23 protein-coding genes are annotated in these 20,811 nt (G+C 32.8%); 14 read left to right on the top strand and 9 right to left on the bottom strand.

Annotated features, from left to right (window positions below):
- The first annotated feature begins 94 nt into the window (after nt 1–94).
- Entirely contained in the window at nt 95–568 is a 474-nt protein-coding gene (locus HMPREF3267_RS10445; protein ID WP_002460315.1) for a GyrI-like domain-containing protein, read from the top strand.
- A gap of 200 nt (nt 569–768) precedes the next feature.
- On the opposite strand, the gene HMPREF3267_RS10440 is transcribed toward HMPREF3267_RS10445, so the two are convergent.
- The 3 genes from HMPREF3267_RS10440 to HMPREF3267_RS10430 all read right to left on the bottom strand — a co-directional run bounded on the left by HMPREF3267_RS10440 (nt 769) and on the right by HMPREF3267_RS10430 (nt 4,105).
- Nucleotides 769–1,968 (bottom strand): putative multidrug effflux MFS transporter TcaB, encoded by a 1,200-nt coding sequence (locus HMPREF3267_RS10440; protein ID WP_002478689.1) that lies wholly within the window; start codon nt 1,966–1,968, stop codon nt 769–771.
- A 210-nt stretch (nt 1,969–2,178) separates the two neighbouring features.
- Entirely contained in the window at nt 2,179–2,892 is a 714-nt protein-coding gene (locus tag HMPREF3267_RS10435) for a hypothetical protein (protein ID WP_002460313.1), read from the bottom strand.
- 37 nt (nt 2,893–2,929) lie between these two features.
- The gene (locus HMPREF3267_RS10430) at nt 2,930–4,105 is read right to left on the bottom strand and encodes a glycerate kinase (RefSeq protein WP_062078049.1); all 1,176 of its coding nucleotides are present in this window, start codon (nt 4,103–4,105) and stop codon (nt 2,930–2,932) included.
- Nucleotides 4,106–4,259: 154 nt separating this feature from the next.
- On the opposite strand from HMPREF3267_RS10430, the gene HMPREF3267_RS10425 reads away from it, so the two are divergent.
- On the top strand, nt 4,260–4,646 hold the full coding sequence (locus HMPREF3267_RS10425; RefSeq protein ID WP_002478691.1) for a GtrA family protein: 387 nt from the start codon (nt 4,260–4,262) through the stop codon (nt 4,644–4,646).
- A gap of 159 nt (nt 4,647–4,805) precedes the next feature.
- Entirely contained in the window at nt 4,806–5,672 is an 867-nt protein-coding gene (locus tag HMPREF3267_RS10420; RefSeq protein ID WP_002460309.1) for a cation diffusion facilitator family transporter, read from the top strand.
- A gap of 225 nt (nt 5,673–5,897) precedes the next feature.
- Here the strand turns inward: HMPREF3267_RS10420 and HMPREF3267_RS10415 are convergent, their stop codons facing one another.
- Complete coding sequence (locus tag HMPREF3267_RS10415; RefSeq protein WP_002460308.1) at nt 5,898–6,320, bottom strand: aggregation-promoting factor C-terminal-like domain-containing protein; 423 nt, start codon at nt 6,318–6,320, stop codon at nt 5,898–5,900.
- A 312-nt stretch (nt 6,321–6,632) separates the two neighbouring features.
- Here HMPREF3267_RS10415 and HMPREF3267_RS10410 point away from each other — a divergent pair, with 312 nt between their 5' ends.
- Nucleotides 6,633–7,319, top strand: coding sequence for a 2,3-diphosphoglycerate-dependent phosphoglycerate mutase (locus HMPREF3267_RS10410; RefSeq protein ID WP_002460306.1), 687 nt, complete (start codon nt 6,633–6,635; stop codon nt 7,317–7,319).
- Between the two features lie 180 nt (nt 7,320–7,499).
- Here the strand turns inward: HMPREF3267_RS10410 and HMPREF3267_RS12545 are convergent, their stop codons facing one another.
- The gene (locus tag HMPREF3267_RS12545) at nt 7,500–7,601 is read right to left on the bottom strand and encodes a putative metal homeostasis protein (RefSeq protein ID WP_002478693.1); all 102 of its coding nucleotides are present in this window, start codon (nt 7,599–7,601) and stop codon (nt 7,500–7,502) included.
- A gap of 168 nt (nt 7,602–7,769) precedes the next feature.
- Between HMPREF3267_RS12545 and HMPREF3267_RS10405 the strand changes: the two genes are divergently transcribed.
- From HMPREF3267_RS10405 to HMPREF3267_RS10390, 4 genes are all read left to right on the top strand, one after another.
- A complete protein-coding gene (locus HMPREF3267_RS10405; protein WP_002460304.1) occupies nt 7,770–9,191 on the top strand; it encodes an MDR family MFS transporter in 1,422 nt (473 codons plus the stop codon).
- Nucleotides 9,192–9,311: 120 nt separating this feature from the next.
- Nucleotides 9,312–10,091 (top strand): transporter substrate-binding domain-containing protein, encoded by a 780-nt coding sequence (locus tag HMPREF3267_RS10400; RefSeq protein ID WP_002460303.1) that lies wholly within the window; start codon nt 9,312–9,314, stop codon nt 10,089–10,091.
- Nucleotides 10,072–10,791 (top strand): amino acid ABC transporter permease, encoded by a 720-nt coding sequence (locus HMPREF3267_RS10395; RefSeq protein WP_012990739.1) that lies wholly within the window; start codon nt 10,072–10,074, stop codon nt 10,789–10,791. Before HMPREF3267_RS10400 ends, HMPREF3267_RS10395 begins: the two co-directional genes overlap by 20 nt.
- Nucleotides 10,788–11,519, top strand: coding sequence for an amino acid ABC transporter ATP-binding protein (locus HMPREF3267_RS10390; protein WP_002460301.1), 732 nt, complete (start codon nt 10,788–10,790; stop codon nt 11,517–11,519). Before HMPREF3267_RS10395 ends, HMPREF3267_RS10390 begins: the two co-directional genes overlap by 4 nt.
- 421 nt (nt 11,520–11,940) lie before the next feature.
- Here HMPREF3267_RS10390 and HMPREF3267_RS10385 read toward each other — a convergent pair whose 3' ends face one another.
- Nucleotides 11,941–13,188, bottom strand: coding sequence for an aminoacyltransferase (locus HMPREF3267_RS10385; RefSeq protein WP_070823874.1), 1,248 nt, complete (start codon nt 13,186–13,188; stop codon nt 11,941–11,943).
- 252 nt (nt 13,189–13,440) lie between these two features.
- Between HMPREF3267_RS10385 and HMPREF3267_RS10380 the strand changes: the two genes are divergently transcribed.
- Genes HMPREF3267_RS10380 through HMPREF3267_RS10370 form a run of 3 tightly spaced genes read left to right on the top strand, consistent with a single transcriptional unit; the run spans nt 13,441 to nt 14,963 of the window.
- Entirely contained in the window at nt 13,441–13,800 is a 360-nt protein-coding gene (locus HMPREF3267_RS10380) for a DUF4467 domain-containing protein (protein WP_002478697.1), read from the top strand.
- Nucleotides 13,801–13,821: 21 nt separating this feature from the next.
- A complete protein-coding gene (locus HMPREF3267_RS10375; protein WP_002460296.1) occupies nt 13,822–14,430 on the top strand; it encodes a thioredoxin domain-containing protein in 609 nt (202 codons plus the stop codon).
- A 53-nt stretch (nt 14,431–14,483) separates the two neighbouring features.
- The gene (locus HMPREF3267_RS10370) at nt 14,484–14,963 is read left to right on the top strand and encodes an SRPBCC family protein (RefSeq protein ID WP_062078045.1); all 480 of its coding nucleotides are present in this window, start codon (nt 14,484–14,486) and stop codon (nt 14,961–14,963) included.
- A gap of 400 nt (nt 14,964–15,363) precedes the next feature.
- On the opposite strand, the gene HMPREF3267_RS10360 is transcribed toward HMPREF3267_RS10370, so the two are convergent.
- From HMPREF3267_RS10360 to HMPREF3267_RS10350, 3 genes are read right to left on the bottom strand one after another with little or no spacing between them, the layout of a single operon-like run.
- A complete protein-coding gene (locus HMPREF3267_RS10360) occupies nt 15,364–16,056 on the bottom strand; it encodes a BsaG family lantibiotic immunity ABC transporter permease subunit (protein WP_062078043.1) in 693 nt (230 codons plus the stop codon).
- Nucleotides 16,053–16,811 (bottom strand): lantibiotic immunity ABC transporter MutE/EpiE family permease subunit, encoded by a 759-nt coding sequence (locus HMPREF3267_RS10355; protein WP_225306484.1) that lies wholly within the window; start codon nt 16,809–16,811, stop codon nt 16,053–16,055. The genes HMPREF3267_RS10360 and HMPREF3267_RS10355 overlap by 4 nt, the downstream gene beginning before the upstream one ends.
- 6 nt (nt 16,812–16,817) lie before the next feature.
- Nucleotides 16,818–17,507, bottom strand: coding sequence for a lantibiotic protection ABC transporter ATP-binding subunit (locus HMPREF3267_RS10350; protein WP_002492834.1), 690 nt, complete (start codon nt 17,505–17,507; stop codon nt 16,818–16,820).
- Between the two features lie 134 nt (nt 17,508–17,641).
- Here HMPREF3267_RS10350 and HMPREF3267_RS10345 point away from each other — a divergent pair, with 134 nt between their 5' ends.
- The 3 genes from HMPREF3267_RS10345 to HMPREF3267_RS10335 all read left to right on the top strand — a co-directional run bounded on the left by HMPREF3267_RS10345 (nt 17,642) and on the right by HMPREF3267_RS10335 (nt 20,682).
- Nucleotides 17,642–18,646, top strand: a complete 1,005-nt coding sequence (locus HMPREF3267_RS10345; protein ID WP_062078041.1) for a YdcF family protein — start codon at nt 17,642–17,644, stop codon at nt 18,644–18,646.
- 312 nt (nt 18,647–18,958) lie between these two features.
- Nucleotides 18,959–19,777, top strand: coding sequence for a formate/nitrite transporter family protein (locus HMPREF3267_RS10340; RefSeq protein ID WP_002460287.1), 819 nt, complete (start codon nt 18,959–18,961; stop codon nt 19,775–19,777).
- Between the two features lie 185 nt (nt 19,778–19,962).
- On the top strand, nt 19,963–20,682 hold the full coding sequence (locus HMPREF3267_RS10335; protein WP_002492799.1) for a sirohydrochlorin chelatase: 720 nt from the start codon (nt 19,963–19,965) through the stop codon (nt 20,680–20,682).
- Nucleotides 20,683–20,811 lie beyond the last annotated feature (129 nt).

Here is a 20,811-nt window from a genome sequence, read left to right as displayed (position 1 = left end):
GCCAAATTCGTATATTAAAAAGTTTTGACTACTAGATTAAATGATTCATTTTGTGGCTATAATAATTATAGAAAAATAAAAAGGGGATAGATTTATGCAATATAGATTAGAACAGCTAGAAGAAATACAAGTTGTTGGTTTTCATCGAAGTTATCGAAGTGGTACACAAGCTCAAAAACATATTGCATCATTTTGGGAGGATGTGATAAGTGCACATATCGATGAAGAATTAGCACGCCACAGTGATGGCACACTAAATGGCTTATTAGGCGTGTGTATTTCACACGAAGACGGGCGAATGGATTATTTAATAGGTGTCACAAATCAATCTATACCGCATGAGGGATATTCAAAGGTTCAATTAGTCAAAGGTGATTATTTAGTTGTGACGACAAGTGGACCTTTTCCAGATTCTATACAACGCACAATGCGCCATATTCATGTAAACTTGTTGCCACGCGAAGGTTTTCGTATCAAAGATGCCAATTTCTTTGAACTTTACCTGCCAGGAGATATTGAAAGTGATGATTATGTAGCTGAAATATGGCTTCCGATAGAGTCGGAATAAGGTAAGCAAGTTAACAACGAAACGGTAATGTTATAAAAATATAGAAGCGGGACAGCATTCATTATGAATTCATAGTCCCGCTTCGACAAGGTTGACTAGGATTGAAACAAGCTTGATATAAGTGTATTTTCATTCCAGTCAACTACTGCCAATATTTAGTTCATAGCTTAAAATATAATGATGTCCCAAACGGATATATTTTATTTAATATACGGCTTATTAATTTTAAAATAAGTAAATTGTAAAATAATGAACACGGCAGCTGTAGTACTAATGATAATTAAGTAGGGCATTGGATTAAATTGACCTGCTAAGCCTACAAGTGGTGAAATCATGCCGCCAAGAATAAATTGGAACAAACCTAGTAAACTTGATGCGTTGCCACTACCACCAGTACGTTCTTCCATTGCCATTGAAAAACCCAAAGGCCCAATAGAGGAAACTGGACAAATATTAATAAAGAACGAAATCATCAATACAGATATAGGTAGATGATATGTTAAAGTTATAACAATTAGAATTACGCCAATAATTTGTATGATACTTAAATAAACTAATAAGGTGTGTCTATGGATATATTCAACTAATGTCGCCACAATTTGACTGACAACTATTAACCCAATGCCATTAATTGCAAACATCAGACTAAATTGTTGCGGGGTAAGTGTATATATTTTTTGTGTAATAAAAGGTGATGCAGATGAGTAACTAAATAACATCACATATGTCAATCCTTGTAATAGCATAGGAATGACAAATTTGGGTTTACGCAACAGTTGTCCAAAGTCTGAAAAAATGTGGCTAAAGTTTAATTTGGAATGTGTATCTTTTGCTGTTTCTGGCATTTGCGATAATACACCTATAATAAGTATAAATGTGACAATTGTTAGCACAATAAAGATGACATGCCATGACCCTAGTTTAAGTGACCAACCACCAATCAATGGTGCGATAATTGTAATTATTCCATTGACACCCATTAGCGCCGCCAAAAACTTAGCCAACGCATTGCCATGGAGTTTATCACCAGCTGAAGCTTTGGCTATAACGATGGCACCACCACCAGTTAAGCCTTGAACAAAACGTAAAATTAAAAATAGAGGTAAGTGGTCCGTTAGCGTTGCCGCGAATGAAGCAATTAAAAATATCGTTAAAATCATTAATAAAACTTTTTTACGACCAAATGCATCTGATAACGGACCAAATAAAAATTGACCAATGGCTAAGCCTATCATAGTAAAGGATAGCGTTAATTGAACTTCTGATGTGGATGACCCGAAATGATGTTGTACATTAGGTAATGAAGGAACATACATATCAATGGTCATAGGGCCAAAGGCAGTAATAACACCTAATATGATTAACAAAGTAATAGGAAACGTACGAAATGACTGAGACATAAAAGACTCCTCGAATGTTAAATTCATGTTTTATTTTAAATATTTTAATTTTTTAATTATACCAACATTTTGCCATAATATAAATAGCTGTGATAGTGCATTAAGCAAAAAAGAAAAAGAGCAGGACGGAAATCTAACGTCATTATAATGATTTCAGTCCTGCTCATATATTAAAATGTTACCTAATGGTCTTCAACTTTAATGAGTAACTTATTTCCCACTAAAACTATTGATAAAATTTTCTATTTTGTCTTTAAGACTATCAAATTTAGTATTGATATCATCAAGCATACCTTCAACTTTACTTTGGTCTGCATTGTTTTGTTGTGCTTGGTTGGCATTTTTTAATTTATCTAACTGATCTTGATAAAATTTAGTGAATTTTGAATCTGCATTATTTTGTTCATTTTGTTTTAAGCTATTGATTTCTTGTTGTAGTTTTTGAATCGTATTGTCTGTGTTGACTTTGTCTTTGATATCATTTTTAGCCGCTTCAATTTGACTTGTAATACTATCGTCTTTATCTTTGACTTGTTTTTGGTAGTTCTGTGATACGTTGGGATCGTTACTTACTTTATCGCTATTACTATCTCCACCCATAAATGCAAGTGTCACAAACACGGCAACGACAATTAAAAGCAGGGCGATGATAATATATAACCATTTTTTAGACTTTTTCTGTCTTATATTATCTTCTTCTAACTGTTGTTCTCTACGAAAATCACGATCATTGTAATAACGATTGCCATTTTCATCATAACGTGCTTGCTGTTGACGATATCTATCTCCGTTATTTTGATATTGTGCTTGCTGTTGGTTTGTATAACGTTGTTGTTGATAACGCGCGTGTTGCTGACGTTGTTGCTGATTTTGATATTCTTTATCTTGTTCATAACTGTCTCTATATTTTTCTGTTCGTTTCATGTAACATCACCTCTAATATTTTCTGGGAAATACTTAATCAGTTGTTTTGTTTGTTTAAGAGCTGAAAAGACGATGAGAGTTTAATCAAGCGTGCAATATTTTCAGCAGTTTTTACCATATTATCATATCCATGCTCTAATAAGTGATCTAATGTCTCAGGCTGTTCAATGATGCTAAAGACACTATCGATGCCGTGATGATACACTGCTTCATAGTTGTCACCTAATGAGCCACAAATAGCGATGACTGGACAATGAAATTGTTTAGCTGCTTTAGCTACTCCAATAGGTGTTTTTCCATAAATTGTTTGCCCATCTATCTTTCCTTCACCAGTAATGACTAAATTTGCTTGCGCGGCATAAGATTTAAATTGAGTTTCTTCTAATACAAGCTCGATGCCTTTCATCATTGTGACTTGGCAAAAGGCAAGTAGACCAGTCCCTAAGCCACCAGCTGCACCAGCCCCTGGGATATCTTTTACATCTTTGTTTAAAGCTATTTTTATTTTATCATGATAGTTTGCCAAGGCGGAATCCAACTTTGGTATCATTTTTTCGGTTGCACCTTTTTGTGGACCATAAACAACACTGGCACCTTGTAATCCCAATAATGGATTAGTTACATCACAGGCAACTTTAAACGTTACTTTTGCTAAACGTTTATCAAGGTTTGTGCTGTCAATTTTCGATAATTGAGCAAGCGCACCGCCACCTTGTGGTAAGATTTGATGATTGTTGTCGAGAAATTGAACCCCAAGTGCAGTTAACATGCCTGCACCACCATCATTTGTTGCACTACCTCCAATACCAAGAATGATACGTTTAACACCTTGATTCAATGCATCAAGAATGATATCGCCAGTACCAATCGTGGACGTTATTAATGGATTACGTTCACTAGCTTGAACAAGATGGAGTCCAGAAGCTGCTGCCATTTCAATGATTGCTGTATCTTTATTCGGTGTAATGGCATATCCAGCCATAATTGGTCGTGATAATGGATCTCGTACACGAATATATCGCCAATCAGCATTTAATGCTTCCACTAACGCTGCTGTTGTTCCTTCGCCACCGTCTGCCATAGGAATGAGTTCATAATGAACAGTATTATTAAAAACACGTTCAAAGCCTTCTTTGATGGCAATGCTTGCTTGTTTAGCAGACATGCTTTCTTTAAATGAATCTGGTGCGATAACAATATGTTTTATGGACATAAAGCCACTCCTTGTCTATGACATTTATTGCTATACTATTATTATAGTAGAAATAGCTTGAAAAATAATACACTAATAGCATATTATTTGTACGAGAAACGATAATATAGGCGCTGTCTTAATAAAGAAGATGAAGGGTAATGAGGAATCAATCATGAAATTAAATGCAACACATTATGAAATTTTAAGATTTATTATAGTAGGTGGCATCAATACGCTAAACTATTATATTGTTTATTTATTACTGTTAAAGGTCTTCGACATAAACTATATGGTGAGCCACATTACCGGTTTTGTAGTTAGTTTTGTTATTTCATACTATTTAAATTGTTATTTTGTTTATAAAGTTAAACCGACACTAGTTAAATTTTTAAGTTTTCCGTTTACACAAGTTGTCAATATGGGAATGCAAACGGCGTTATTATATATATTTGTCCGCTGGCTACATTTTCCATCAGAAATAGCACCATTTGCCGGTTTAATCATAACCATACCGATTACATTTGTTATGTCTAAATGGATACTTAGAGACAAATTTTAACGTGTCATAAAGTGTATGTGATTATAACTAAAATTTTAGGTGCTTCTAATAAAATAGTTATGTTATTATTACAAAAAATATCGAAATTAATAATTATTGTAAAACAATTAAAATTCATTCATACTAGCTTTAATAAAGGATGTTAAGGTGGTTAGTTGAATGTCGCAAAGTGAAAATTTAAAACTGGCACAGCGTGGCGCGTATCTCAGTTTGATTGTTTATATTATTTTATCTGTTACGAAATATCTTACAGGTTTTATTTATGATTCTGCGGCAGTAAGAGCGGATGCCTTAAATAATATGACAGATATTGTAGTGTCATTGGCAGTGATTGTAGGCTTGAAAATATCGATTAAACCTGCAGATAAAAATCATCCTTATGGTCACTTAAAATCAGAGAATATATCAACATTATTAGTATCATTTATAATCATGTTCGTAGGTATTCAAGTTGTTATTGAAAATGTACCTAGATTAATTACAAGAGACCACCACACACCAAGCGCGATAACAATTGTGATTAGTGCAATTAGCGGTATAATCATGTTCGCTGTTTATATAGTTAATCGCCAACTCGCTAAGAAAACAAATAGCAGCTCACTAAACTCAGCAGCGAAAGATAATTTATCGGATAGTTTAGTGAGTATAGGAACGGCGATAGGGCTAGTGTTTACACAATTTGGTTTACCAATTGTCGATATTATTTTAGCTACAATTTTAGGTTTTTTAATTATCTATACAGGGTTTGGCATTTTTAAAGAATCGATATTTGCCTTAAGTGACGGCTTTAATGAGGAAGAGTTACAACAATATCGTGATGATGTGTTGGAAGTAGCGGATGTGATTAAAGTGAATAGTTTAAAAGGACGTTATCATGGTAGCAGTATATTTTTAGATGTAACAATTGCTGTTGATGCTAAACTATCGCTTAAAGAGGCACATGATATTTGTGATCGGGTTGAAAGCCATCTGCATGGTAAGGGAATTTCATCTGTTTATGTCCATCCTGAACCATATTACCAATAGATTTTGAATTAAAAAATTTTAAGTTATGAGTAAATAGCCTAGAACGTAATTATGTTCTAGGCTATTTACTATATATTGGCAGTTGTTGAAGGGATTGAAAATACGCTTATACCAAGCTTTTTTCCATCCTAGTCAACCTTGCCGGGGCGGGACTACGAATTCAGTCCCGCTTCTGTTATATTCAATACACCGTAATGTATGGCTGTCTGTTCCTAGTGTGCTTTCTTACCACCATCCATGCGTTGTCCGAAATCTAACTGCTGCATTGATTGAACCATAGCGCGACTGAGCATATTCAATCATGCCACGTGTTTGTTGTTCAACGGTTCCATAGCCCCAAGATAACTTAGTTTGTGCTAAGCCAAAATATTCTCCATTTTTAGCATGCGGATTGCCTCCTGATTCAGGTAACACAATTTTTTCCCAAAGTTCTTCAGTCCCACCTGCAGCCATAAAGCGGTCATATACAGCATCTACATCGTTATCACTTTCAGGAGAAGAGGTTGTTTGTATAGACTGTGTGGTAGGTGGTGTTGATTTTTGTTGTTCATTTGTTAAGTCATTTGCATGTGCCGTATGTGTATAAGTTTCAGCACTTGCTGCCCCAATTGATACCGTAGCGATAAATGCTAATATTGATTTTCTCATAATAAAAACTCCTTTAATAAACAGGATAATATGAAGAAAAACGGTTCCCTTATTTACGTTATCAAAATCAATTACGGAAACTTAATTATAGCAAAGATTAAGTCATTGGTGGTTACTAACAGCTCATAATTTAATAACAACTTTTGCAATTTTGCGACAAATATCACTGCTAGATCACAATTTCAGGTAATTTATTACAAAAATAGCATGTCAATGATAGTAATCTTGTGCAAGTCGTTTTATAATATAAGTAACAAAAAAATACATTGTTCACTGCAACAAGAAAATCTCAGTTATAGGAAGGTGTTTTACATGCCTAAATTAATTTTATGTAGACATGGACAAAGTGAATGGAACGCAAAAAACTTATTTACAGGATGGACTGATGTCGATTTATCTGAACAAGGTATTAACGAAGCAGTCACAGCTGGACGTAAGGTTAAAGAGAACAACATCGAAATTGATGTAGCCTATACATCACTGTTAAAAAGAGCGCTAGAAACTACAAATTATATCCTTAAAGAATCAGATCAGTTATGGATTCCAGTGCATAAAAGCTGGCGTTTAAATGAAAGACATTATGGTAAGCTTCAAGGATTAAATAAAGATGATGCGCGAAAAGAATTTGGTGAAGAACAAGTTCATAAATGGCGTCGTTCATATGATATTGAACCACCAGCTGAAACAGAAGCACAACGCGAAGAATATCTACAAAGCAGAAAATATCGTCACTTAGATAAACGTATGATGCCATACTCTGAAAGTTTAAAAACAACATTAGATCGTGTTGTACCAATTTGGACAGACCATATTTCACAACATTTATTAGATGGTCAAACAGTATTAGTTTCTGCACATGGTAACTCTATTCGCGCCTTAATCAAATACTTAGAAGATGTTTCAGATGAAGACATTATCGGTTACGAAATTAAAACAGGTGCGCCACTTGTTTATGAATTAGATGATAACTTAAACGTTACAAATAAATATTATCTTTAATAAATCAAAGCCATTACGTTGCGTGAAATGCGACGTAATGGCTTTTATGTCATTTAATGTAAGTGCTTAAGAAATAAAGATAAATATAAAGTATAAGTGTGAATAAAGATAAGTATGAATAATGAAATATTAAAATAATATGCAACAATTTGTTTTCTATTTATTAAGTGAGTGATAGGGTTACTTGCGTTTATGTTGCTTGATAATTTTTAATGCACGTTTTCTAGTTTTAATATTAGGGCTTTTTAAGTTTCGACGTGCAGTTTGTACATCTTGCTTCATATTATCGCCTCCCTTATTCATATAGTATGACGGATTAATAGTATTTTGTAAATAGGAATTATTACGATTTATTTTTATTTTAAGCAAAAAATTAGGGGAGTGTTGAATTTATTAGTAAAATAACTATTATTTATGAAATGTATGATGTTATTTTAGTGGGAGGAACATATGTCACTACAACAAAAACTTACAATGATTATCACGATGTTATTTGGCGGATTCTTTGGATTGCTTAATGAAACACTGCTAACAACCGCGTTACCTAGTATTATGGCAGATTTTCATATTGCGTATTCACAAGTGCAGTGGTTAACAACAGCATTCTTATTAACAAACGGTGTTGTTATTCCTTTGTCTGCCTTTATAATTCAGCGTTATACGACACGACAAGTGTTTCTAGTCGGAATTGCTGTCTTTTTTATTGGGACGATAATTGGAGGATTTAGTCCTCATTTTTCTGTTTTATTAATCGCACGTATTATTCAAGCATTAGGATCTGGCATTATGATGCCACTGATGATGACAACAATTTTAGATATTTTCGAGCCACATGAACGCGGCAAATATATGGGGACCTTTGGCTTGGTAATTGGACTAGCACCGGCGATTGGGCCGACATTATCTGGCTATTTAGTTGAATATTTAGATTGGAGAGCGTTGTTTCACGTAGTAGCACCTATTGCAGCATTCACATTCTTAATTGCTTTAAAAACGGTTAAAAATGTTGGCACAAAAGTGTATGCCCCAATTGATACTTTATCCATAACAATGTCAGTATTAGGATTTGGTGGCTTGCTTTATGGAGTGAGCTCTATTGCAACAGACGGATGGAATAATCCTATTGTGCTGACAACTATAATTGTTGGTGTGATTTTTATTGCTTTATTTGTGTGGCGACAATATCAACTTGACGTACCATTATTGAATTTTGAAGTTTTTAAAAATAAGCAATTTGCCGTTGGACTAGCGATTATGTCAGTAACAATGATCTCAATGATAGGTTCAGAAACCGTGCTGCCGATGTTTGTACAAAATGTCTTACACCGCTCAGCATTAGATTCTGGATTAATGTTGTTACCTGGTGCAATAGTGATGGCAATAATGTCAATGATCTCGGGCGCATTATATGAACGCTTTGGCGTGAAATTGTTAGCATTTATAGGTGTCATTATTGTTATTGTGACAACATGTTATTTCATTTTTATGGATGAGCATACGTCGGCACTTATTTTAACAACAATTTATGGTATACGAATGATTGGTATCGCTCTGAGCTTAATGCCTATTATGACACATACTATGAATCAATTACCGCATGCGTTAAATGCACATGGCTCTTCCATGACGAATACAGCGCAACAAATCTCTGGATCAATTGGGACGGCGGCTTTAATCACTATTCTTTCCCAAGCAAGTCAAGCATTTTCGCCAGATATACAACAATATAGTGGAATGACCAAAGCTGAGATGACAGCTCAAATAAAAATTGATGCGGTGTTACATGGCTATCATGCTGGATTTTTATTTGCTGTTATCATTACAGTTATTAGTTTATTACTTACTTTTATGTTAAAAAATCAGCGTCAATAGGCTTATGTAAAGGCATGAAAAATGATTGTAATGAGTAACTCCTTATTGACTAATAGTAAGGATAGGATTAAAATTATTCTATTCTGATAGAAATAATAGGAATATGGAGGGACTATTCAGATGAAAAGACTTTTATTTACAGTAATTGCGCTTGTTTTTGTATTAGCAGCATGTGGAAATGGTGGATCATCTAAAGATGATAAAGCGAGTAGTGATAAAACCTTAAAGGTTGGAACAGAAGGAACTTATGCACCATTTACGTATCATGATAAACAAGATAAATTAACTGGTTACGATATAGATGTGATTAAAGCAGTCGCAAAAGCAGAAGGTTATAAACTTAAATTTAATGAAACATCTTGGGATTCAATGTTTGCTGGTTTAGATGCGGGCCGTTTTGACGTCATTGCAAACCAAGTAGGCATCAATAAAGAAAGAGAACAAAAATATCAATTTTCAACGCCTTACACATATTCAAATGCTGTGTTAGTTGTGCGTGACAATGAAAAGGATATTAAATCATTTGACGATGTTAAAGGGAAAAAATTAGCGCAAACCTTTACATCTAACTATGGTAAATTAGCTAAAGATAAAGGCGCTGATATTACTAAAGTGGATGGATTTAACCAATCTATGGACTTATTATTATCTAATCGTGTTGATGGTACTTTTAACGATAGTTTATCTTATTTAGACTACACAAAACAAAAACCGAACGCTAAGATTAAAGCTATTAAAGGTCAGGCAGAACAAAGTAAATCTGGCTTTGCTTTTTCTAAAAAGGTTGACAGTAAAGTCGTTAAAGACTTTAATGAAGGCTTGAAAAAAATAAAAGATAGTGGCGAATTAGCTAAAATAGGTAAGAAATGGTTTGGTGAAGATGTTTCTAAACCTCAATAATGAACAGCAACATGCTTTAGACGCAGCTGGACAAGCCTTCGGACCTATGTTAGAAGGATTAGTTAAATATTCTATTCCGATTACAATTGTGACTTTTGTTCTTGGGTTAATTCTTGCATTATTTACTGCTTTAATGCGAATATCAACCAGTAGAATATTAAGAGCCATTGCACGTATATATGTTTCAATTATTCGAGGCACACCAATGATTGTACAATTATTTATTATCTTCTATGGTATACCAGAATTAGGAAGATTAATCACAGGTGATGCAGATAATCAATGGACACTTGCACCAGTTATTGCTGCAATTATAGGTTTATCTCTAAATGTAGGTGCGTATGCATCCGAAATTATTCGTGGTGGTATTATTTCCATTCCGAAAGGACAAACTGAAGCAGCATATTCCATTGGGATGACTTATCGTCAAACGGTGCAACGTATCATTTTACCTCAGGCTATTCGTGTGTCTATCCCTGCTTTAGGAAACACATTTTTAAGCTTGATAAAGGATACATCGCTATTAGGCTTTATTTTAGTAGCGGAAATGTTCCGTAAAGCACAAGAGGTGGCTTCAACAACGTATGAATATTTTACAATATATATTTTAGTAGCCATCATGTATTGGGTTGTCTGCTTTATTATTTCAGTGCTCCAAGGATTATATGAATCTAAAATTGAAAGAGGGTATCGTTCATGATAGAACTTAACAATATTCATAAATCCTTCAATGATAAAGAAGTGATTAAAGGCGTCAATTTGACGGTAGAAAAAGGAGAAGTCATCACATTTATTGGGCGCTCTGGTTCTGGTAAAACAACATTATTAAGAATGATGAATGCATTGGAAATTCCAACTGAAGGAACGGTTTCAGTTAACGGTGTTACTTACACGGCAGATGATAAGAAGTCACAAATTAATGTGCGTAAACAATCAGGTATGGTATTTCAAAGCTATAATCTTTTTCCTCATAAAACAGCGTTAGAGAATGTGATGGAAGGATTAGTTACCGTTAAGAAAATGAAAAAGTCTGAAGCGGAACGTATAGCATTAGCTTTATTAGAAAAGGTAGGTTTAATAAGTGTCAAAGACCAGCGTCCCCACGCTTTATCAGGTGGACAACAACAACGTGTGGCTATTGCGCGTGCATTAGCCATGAATCCTAAGGTCATGCTCTTTGATGAACCTACATCTGCGCTAGATCCTGAGCTAGTTACAGATGTATTGAAAGTGATTAGAGAGCTTGCAGATGAGGGAATGACGATGGTTATTGTGACCCATGAAATGCGCTTTGCGAAAGAAGTGTCTAACCGTATCGTGTTTATTCATGACGGCATTATCGGGGAACAAGGTCCACCAGAACAACTATTTAATCAACCAAAAACAGATGAGCTAAGACGCTTTTTGAATGTCATTAATGAAGAATAACAACATAGAATGATTAGGAGTCTGGGGCATAAAGTTCTTGGACAAATAAAAAAGGGAGCGGGACAGAATTCATAATGAATTCTTAGTCTTGCCCCGGCAAGGTTGACTAGGATTGAAAAAGCTTGGTATAAGCGTATTTTTAATCCAGTCAACTACTGCCAATATAGAGTTCATAACTTAAAACATAATGATGTCCCAGACTGTTTTTAATTATGTTGATATAAAATTACATATAAATGCGCCGTATTTTGGTGAGACTCTTGAATGAACAGGACAAGGTGAAGTTGTCCCCTAAGAAAGCGAGCCAACAATACGAGTAAATAAAGAAGCCAGTAAATGAATTTATAAAAGTTATTTACTGGATATTTTTATATGAATTCTGTCCTGCTTCTTAATTTTTTAGGTAACCTGACCCAATTAATTATTTTCTATGTGCGATAAATTGTTGTAGTTTATAAAATACCGGTTTAATTGGTTTAATAAAATCTCCAATGTATTCATATACTTGAGCGTTAAAGCCTTCTTTAAATTTTTGTACGCCAGCATCTTCGGCATCTTCACTAAAGTCTCCAGTAACACCGTAGAAATTGTAACGGTCGAGATGATGTTCTTTCGCAAATTTAATCATTTCCCATTGTAAACGATATGCACCCATGTAAGCATTGTATTTTGGATTTGAACCACTGGATAAATAATACATTTCATGGTCGTTATAGATATATAATGCAGCCGCTAAATTTAAGATATGACCTTCTTTATCCATTTGAGTTTCAGTTTCTTTAATTTTGCGTTGATTACTTGCAACTTGTTGCGTTACTTGTGTATGTTTATTTTTATTTTTATTAGAGTTTGGACTCTCTTGTAAAGCAGTTTCTATGTCTGAAAGCTGTTGCTTCAATTTATCACGATCTGCCTTTAACGTAGCCAAGTAATCATTTAAATCGATATAAGCCAATTTTAGCATTGCATGATCTTGGTATATTTTTTGCATTTCTATAAAGTAAGGTTCATCTCTAAATGAAAAACCATGCTTTTCTTCAGCCATTTGGAATAACTCGAAAAACGTATGCGTGTCTTCAATCGGCAATGTTTTAACTTTGACACCCATTTCATAGGTTTTTTTAATATTGCGACGCGTTTGATAATCCATTTCTTTCATCAATTGATCTTCGTTCTTGTCTTTTAAATCCAGTACAGAAAGCCAACGAATTTGACTCATCATATCGTAGCCAACTGACCAGCCTTGATGTTTATAACCTAAATCTTCTAATGTTTTTATTACTGCACGATTGTCGTAAGATTTTAAAATCTCACCATCTGCGTTATGTAAGTTCTCTAAAATATATGGATCAACAAGGACATAAAGACATTTGCGTTGTTTTAAAAAGTTTGTGAGAGATTTAAAGAAATAATGAACTAATTCAATATTGCTGTAATCCATGACTGGACCGCGATGGGTGTAAAAGTATTTAAAGAAGCGTAAGGCAGGTGCTTCCGTTAATAGACAAGCAGCAATTACTTCATTCTGGTCATCTTTTACGCCAACCAAATGAACATCATGTTTCATTTCTGAGCGAGTGAGGTAATGCATACTTGATTGGGTATAATGTGAAAAATGTGTTTTAGTAAATTGATCGAATTCTTCTGCAGTGATAGTCATGAACTTCATATTAAATCTACTCCTCTATTTTACTGAATAGGTATAGTGTAACAAAATTACATTATAAATACACATATTATTCCATCATACTTTAGTTGTATAAGTTCGAAAATGGAATAAAAGTAATATTATATTATTTAACATTTATTAACTTGTTATTTCAACTGGCACGTTTGCCCGTATCGTTGTATGATTAGACATGTATTAAAGGATGATAGGGAATCCTAGATTAAATAAATTAAAAGCTTAGGAGTGAATAACTTGAAAAAGTTAGCAATGGCCTTAACATTAATCGTTCTACTGCTGACAGCTTGCAGCAGTGGTAAATATACCGAAAAGATAGATAAGGCGGTTAAAATGCAAGATGATAAGCAAGAACGTTTAGCAAAACATGATCAAGGCGACGTCGTTAAGCATTTTGATAAAAAGGATGCTAACATTTATGTCTTTGAACATGGCAAATATGTCATTTTAGGATATAAACCGCTTAGTGATAATGATGAGATTCACTATTATGCGTATCAATTTAGTGGTAAAACGATAAGTTTTAAAGAAAATTTCGATGCAAAGGGATATATTCAAAAGCACGATCCAGATTATAAAGAAGAAAATATGAACTAACCTAAACGTTAAGGAGCACATATGAAAAAACGATTACCCATCATACTATTATTGACTTTTTTAGTTATTTTAAGTGCATGTGCACAACAAAAGAAAGACGCTCCAAGTGCACCACAAGCTACTAAACATAATAAACCCCTTATCGTTGAGTATGGCGATTACAAGTGCCCATATTGTAAAAAAGTAGAAACACAAGTCATGCCAACAATTAAAAAGAAATATATTGATACAGGTAAAGCAGACTATCAATTCATCAACATGGCTTTTTTAGGCAAAGATTCCATTATTGGTGCGCGTGCAGGCCATGCAGTTAATGCTATTGCCCCACAAGCATATTTAGATTTTCAACAAAAAATATACGCTGCACAAGAGAAAAATGATGACAAAGAATGGATTACACCAAAATTAATCGACAAACAAATAGATCAACTTAATATTAGTCAACAACAAAAGCACAAAATCAAAGCAGATTATAAACAAGAAAATAGTCAGTCATGGAAAGCGGCTGATAAAGATAAACAATTATATAAGAAGCATCATATATCCAAAGCACCAACTGTATTTATTAATGGTAAAAAAGTAAAAGACCCATATGATATAAAAAGCTGGGAACAACAACTTGATAAATAAGCACTTCGTAAAAAACATATTGATCAACTAACATATAAAGGAGGATAGGTCATATGCACATTGAACGCCAATTAAATCAAATCATTGCGCATATAACATTTCATGCTCCTATCATTGAAGTGTTCAAGGCTTATACAACACAATCACTATTTGAACAATGGTTTCATCCACCAGGTGCTAAAATTAAGGTCTATCATTTTGAAGCAGTGACTGGTGGAAAAGCATTTTATGCTATTACAACACCAGAAGCGACTAGTTATACATTAACCGAATACCATATGGTTCAAGCACCGTATCAGATTGTTTACTTTGATTTCTTTGCTACAAAAGACGGTGATAAAGATACACGATTACCAGGGATGAAAGTGGTATTAGAATTCAAACAATTGAATAAGCAACAAACAGAAGTGACGTCTACGACTATTTTTCCAACTGCGACAGCTGCTGAACAAGCGTTATCCATGGGTGTTGAAACTGGTATGCGAAAGACTTTAACTCAGCTTGAACGACTACTAAAAAAAGAATTGTCATGAAAATGACACGCTTTAATTAATGCGATTACGTTAAAATAATCTTGAAAAGAGGTTGATAACAATGAAATCAAGATATTTAAAAGTTTTAGTCTTATATGCATATAGTACATTGGTACCGACATTAATATTTAATTCTAAGTGGATTAAAAGTCCTTCATTAAAATATCTCTTAAGACTAGCGCTTGGCTATGGCTACTTTGCTTTAGGATTAAAAATTTTATCAAAACTCAAACGTCAATAGGTATGTTGAACAACTTAACCTATTATTATAAGAATATATTGGGAAATGCTATTAATGAATGAACTATTTCAATTCGTTAATAGCATTTTTCCTTATACTGTAAGTTTTGATAAATATTGCTTATATGAGCCTCATAATCAATACGATGTACCTCATAAATTAATCATTAATTTTTCTACCTGACCATTTCTTAATGGTTAGCATTAAAAAGCCATAAATAATGATTAAACTCATAACGTATAGGATTAACGTTAAAACATAAGGTACACTATTTTGGATATACATAGGAATATAGCGTGTAGCATATGTGATTGGCATGTAATACCATGACTGGTCGCCTAAAACTTCCATACCAAAATAGATGTTAAATATTACACTAAATATACCTCCAACAATTGCAAGCACGCTTTTGATAAAGAGACCGATCATAAATATGATGACTGTTATTAAAATATTAAATAGCAGACTAGTCAATAAGTAAAATAAGCTAATATTTAAGTTTTCACTCATGATGATTAAATTTAAAGTAGAAATGATTAACGATAGGACGTAGTTTATATAAATATACATGAGTGTGGCTAGAGCCCATGATAAACGGCTAGTCTTACTTAAAATATGGTTGAAATGTCCTATGCTCTCTTCAAATTTAATTGTCTGAAACACTGTGATGGACAATATTAATGGCGTAATTGCATTAAAGCAACCAGTATATATTTGAATAGCTGTTTTATGCCATGAGGGACCTAAATAGAGATCAATACATAAAATATAAAAAAGTGTAAACATGAGTGGTATATAGGTTAAAATGTCTGATATAAATTTTAATTTTATGATTTTAAATTCATTTATCATTTTATCCTCCAAGATTTATTATTATTTAAGAAGAAAAATGCAACGAAATAAATGGTACTTACGATTAAAACGATTAATAAAGCATGTAAATCATTAAAAAATGGGCTCGACTTAGATAATAAAGTACCATTTGGATGTAATGATAAAGTGATTAATGGAATTCTACCGATATAAGACCAAGGGAGAATCCAAAATATTTTTGTCATAGTTATAGTAATTATGCTTAATATTGATAAAAAAAGATTTAGAAATATCGCAAGAAAAACACCTGTATTTCTCACTAAAATAAAGTTTATAGGTATCAACGATAAACTAGAAATTAAAATAAGTGTTATCGTCACGAATATTAGTAATGGGTTTATTGGAGCACCAGAAGTTAATGCGTTACCAATCATTGAAACGATAAATATCAAGATAGCATGAATGATAAAGCCTATGATGGTTACAATGATTTTGTTTTTAATCATGCTGTTAATAGACCAATTGTTGCTTTTGTAATAAGAAAAATGATTGTTTTTTATTTCCATATTGAGGAGAGAGTTAGCAACGATACATGTAAGTATAGGTATCACGAAAAACGGCCATAAATTAAACGTCAAAGATAAATATGGAGAAAGTTCATTCTTATCAGGTTGACCTTGAGCAAATAACGCCGTAAATATTGCAAAAGCTAAAAATATTAATGGCGATGAAATGAGCATATACATAGCTGAGGAACTTTTTAATTTAAGTAATTCAGTCTTTAAATTTTTCATCATAATTTACTCCTTTGTAATATCGAAAAATATTTTTTCTAGATTTTCATTAGTATTATTTTCTTTTTGATACTTTAATTTACCGTTGTGAATAATACCGATATGATCAGCTAATATTTGTATTTCGGAAAGTATATGACTTGATACGATGATGCTTGTACCTTGCTGAGTTAAATCTTTCAATAATGTTCTTAAATCTTGTATACCATAAGGGTCAAGGCCATTTGATGGCTCATCGAGTATTAATAACTTTGGTTTTTTTATTAGCGCCATTGCAATGCCTAAACGTTGTTTCATTCCCAGTGAAAAATCTTTAACTTTTTTCTGTTTATCTACTTTCAGTTTGACCTTTTTTAATACTTGTGGAATATTGTCAAAAGGTATATTTTCATTTAAAGCTACGATTTTTAGATTATCATAAGCATTTAGATGGTTATAAGTGGGCGGGGACTCTATTAACGAGCCAATATTTGATAAATCATTTCTGACCATCTGTGCGCCATCTAAAAATATTTCGCCATGTGAGCTGGATAATATACCACAAATGATTTTAAGTAATGTTGATTTTCCAGCGCCATTAATACCTAATAAGCCATAGACTTCGTTTGGAGCAACTTTTAAATTAATATCATTTAAGACTACATTGTTTTTGAACTTTTTGGATAAATTTTTGGTTTCTATTTTGTAAGTGTTCATTAAGATACCTCCTCTGTGATTAATTTCATCGTAGCACGAGAAAAAAATATTACTACTTACACTTTTGTAAGTAACAAAATAAGTAATCATTTAAACATTGTTGTGTTATAGTGAATTTAATTAAAGGAGGAAAAATGTATATATTATTATTGGTTGTTTTCATTCTTTTAGGTATAGCATATTTACTGTTTAAAGCAAATAGTCGACTTAATATTTACTGTACGTCTATTATCATTGTTTTAATGTATATTTTAGTATCTTATTATTTGAATAGATTATTTGATTTTAACTTAATGGTTTTAAGTAGTTATTTATTATTGTCAATGCTCGTGATTATCGCCTTTATTCTCTATTTATTTTGGGATAGTGAAAAATTATTGAAAAATGAAGGCAGTCGTCTTACAAACTTTTTGAGTTTATCGTTAGCGATGTGGATTGTAATTTTGATTGCTTTATTTCCAGTATCGTTTATCGTTAACAATGATGTGTCAAAATATATATTTGTAACATATTTATTCACTACGTTAATATTTACGTATTTTTTTGGCTTAATATTGAGCTGCTGGCTTTTAGCTATATTTTATTCAACATTAAATAGCAATAAGTCTATTGATATTTTTTTAGTGCTAGGATCCGGTTTAATAAATAATAAAGTTACACCACTTTTAGCTAGTAGAATTAATGCAGGCTTAGAAATTTATCAAAAGCAAAATAATAAGCAGCATTTGTTTTTAGTGAGTGGTGGCCAGGGTGATGATGAGCTGCGACCTGAGTCAGTTGCTATGAAGGAATATCTAGTAGATAAAGGTATCGTTGAGGATGAGATTATTTGTGAACAACAATCGAAAACGACATATGAAAATTTATATTTTTCTAAGGAAATGATAGAAAATTTACCATTAAATAAACCTAATATTTTAATATGCACAAATGATTTTCATATTCTAAGAGCGATGTTTTTAGCGAAAAAATTGCATTTCAAAAATTTTTACAGCGTTGGCAGTAAAACGAAAAGCTATTTTTTCACCAATGCTTTTATTAGAGAAGTGATTGCCATTATTAAAATGGATTGGTGGTTTCATCTTGTAATTATGTTGGCTAGTATCGCATGGTATATTCTTACAATGGTAAATATTTAAAAGATTTAATATAGTAATATAAGTATCTTCCATTAGGGAGGGCGTTGAGCTCAATCTTTAATGGAAGCTTTTTATATGTTTTAGTTTCAAATATAGAATGTCGATTTATTTAGAATTTGTGTGATACATAAGCTGCTTTTCATAGAAAATACATGTATTATTTCAAAAGCGATAAATTTATAGTATGTTACATTTTAATTTTTAAAATTTTCATATATTATGTGTATTTTTTTAAAGCTTTATAGTTTTATTATGTCTTTATGGATATAATAGGTCTATATTAAATGATGACATACATAGGAGGAAGTTTAGATGTTAAAAAATGCAAAGACACTTGATGACACACATGCGACACGTGCACAAATTGAAAGTGCAGCTGGTCAAGTGCAAATGAAGGAAGTCATGCTTGATAAGACGCCAGGGAGATATATGGTAAAAGCGATCATGGCTGGCTTTTTATTGGCGATTGTAACAGTATTTATGTTTGCTGTTAAGACACAGTTTGCCGGAACAAATGACGGGCTGGTTAATTTGCTTGGTGCAATCGCATTTAGCTTAGCCTTAGTATTGATCGTATTAACTAATTCAGAACTATTGACGAGTAATTTTATGTACTTGACTGTGGGCTGGTATTATAAAGTGATTTCTATGTCTAAAATAATGAAAGTGATTACTTTTTGTTTTATTGGTAATATTATTGGTGGGATTTTTTTATTTTTCTTGATGAAATTTGCTCATATTATGACACCTGAAATGATTCAAAGTTTAACGGCATTGGTACATAAGAAAACGATTGATTCGACATGGTACAATATTTTAGTTAAAGCTATTTTTTGTAACTTCTTTATCAATATTGGTATTTTTGTCTCTATGAAGTTTAAAGAAGGTTTAGCAAAAGCATTCTTCATTGCGTGTGGCGTGATTGTCTTTGTCTTTATGGGTTATGAACACGTTGTCTTTAATACAGGATTATATGCAGGTATGGCTTTCTTTAATTTGGATGCTTTGTCATGGTTAGGTGTATTGAAAAATGTTGTTTTTGCATTTATTGGTAACTATATAGGTGGCGGTATCTTTATTGGTTTCGTATATGCTTACCTGAATGGTACACGAGATAGTTTAGTTAAATAATTAAAATGATATAGATGCTATAATGAAATATATAGATTATATTTTAGAAATTCTAAATACAGCTTTGGAGTGTAACAGACTTTTATGTAGGACGTTACGCTCCTTTTTTAGAAAAATATTGACTTATGATACATTAAATCTTATTATTTTAATCAACATTATTAATCATGTATCGGGGGGATACGATGGTAGCGAATATTTTAGTCGCACATGGCATGCGTCAAGGAGATCAAAATGAGGCATTAACAGGCTTTGTGGCTCAATTGTTAGAGCATGAAAGCTATCCATATGATTTGGCGTTTATTGAAAGTGAAGAAAAAAGTATTTCACGCATCATGACGCATTATTTGAATCAAGGAGAAACAGAATTTAAAATTGTGCCACTACTCATCTTTTCTGCCATGCATTATTTAGTGGATATTCCAGAAATATTAGCACAAATAAAGGAGCAACATCCAAATATTAACTATCGCTTAAGTCAGCCTTTAGGAACGCATGCATTAATGCAGGAAATTATTCAACAACGCATTGAACAAGTTCATATCGACAAAGATGACAAAGGTAAAGTAGCAGTTGTTTTAATCGCACATGGTAGTCGCTCTTATACACAAGCACATGATGAATTAGAAACCTTTAATCATCAGCTAGCTACAGATTATCCTGTATTCTCCAGAACATTGTATGGCGATATAAGCTTTAAAAATGATTTGGATAAGTTAGCTAAGCGCTTTTCCAAGTTAATTATCGTGCCAATGTTTTTATATGATGGACGCTTAGTGAATAAAGTAAAAAAACTAATCGCGCAAATGGACATACAATCAGAATTGCTTATTACACCATCTCTGAATTTCGATCCGCTTTTGAAAGATATTATTAGCGCACGTCTTGAGGAATTATCATTTTAAAGAAAATAATTAAAGATGATATCAGTAACAATCAGTAAAGTTTCGCACTTTATTGGTTGTTTTTTTATGTTAGGGAATTCCCTAATTTTGTGATTTTATTCACAAAAATGGCCTGTATTGGTCTACAAT

It is taken from the genome of Staphylococcus sp. HMSC62D11 (assembly GCF_001839145.1).
GTDB classification, from domain to species: domain Bacteria; phylum Bacillota; class Bacilli; order Staphylococcales; family Staphylococcaceae; genus Staphylococcus; species Staphylococcus lugdunensis.
Note: the sequence above shows the minus strand (reverse complement) of the source record. Positions and strands in the feature narration are given on the sequence as shown.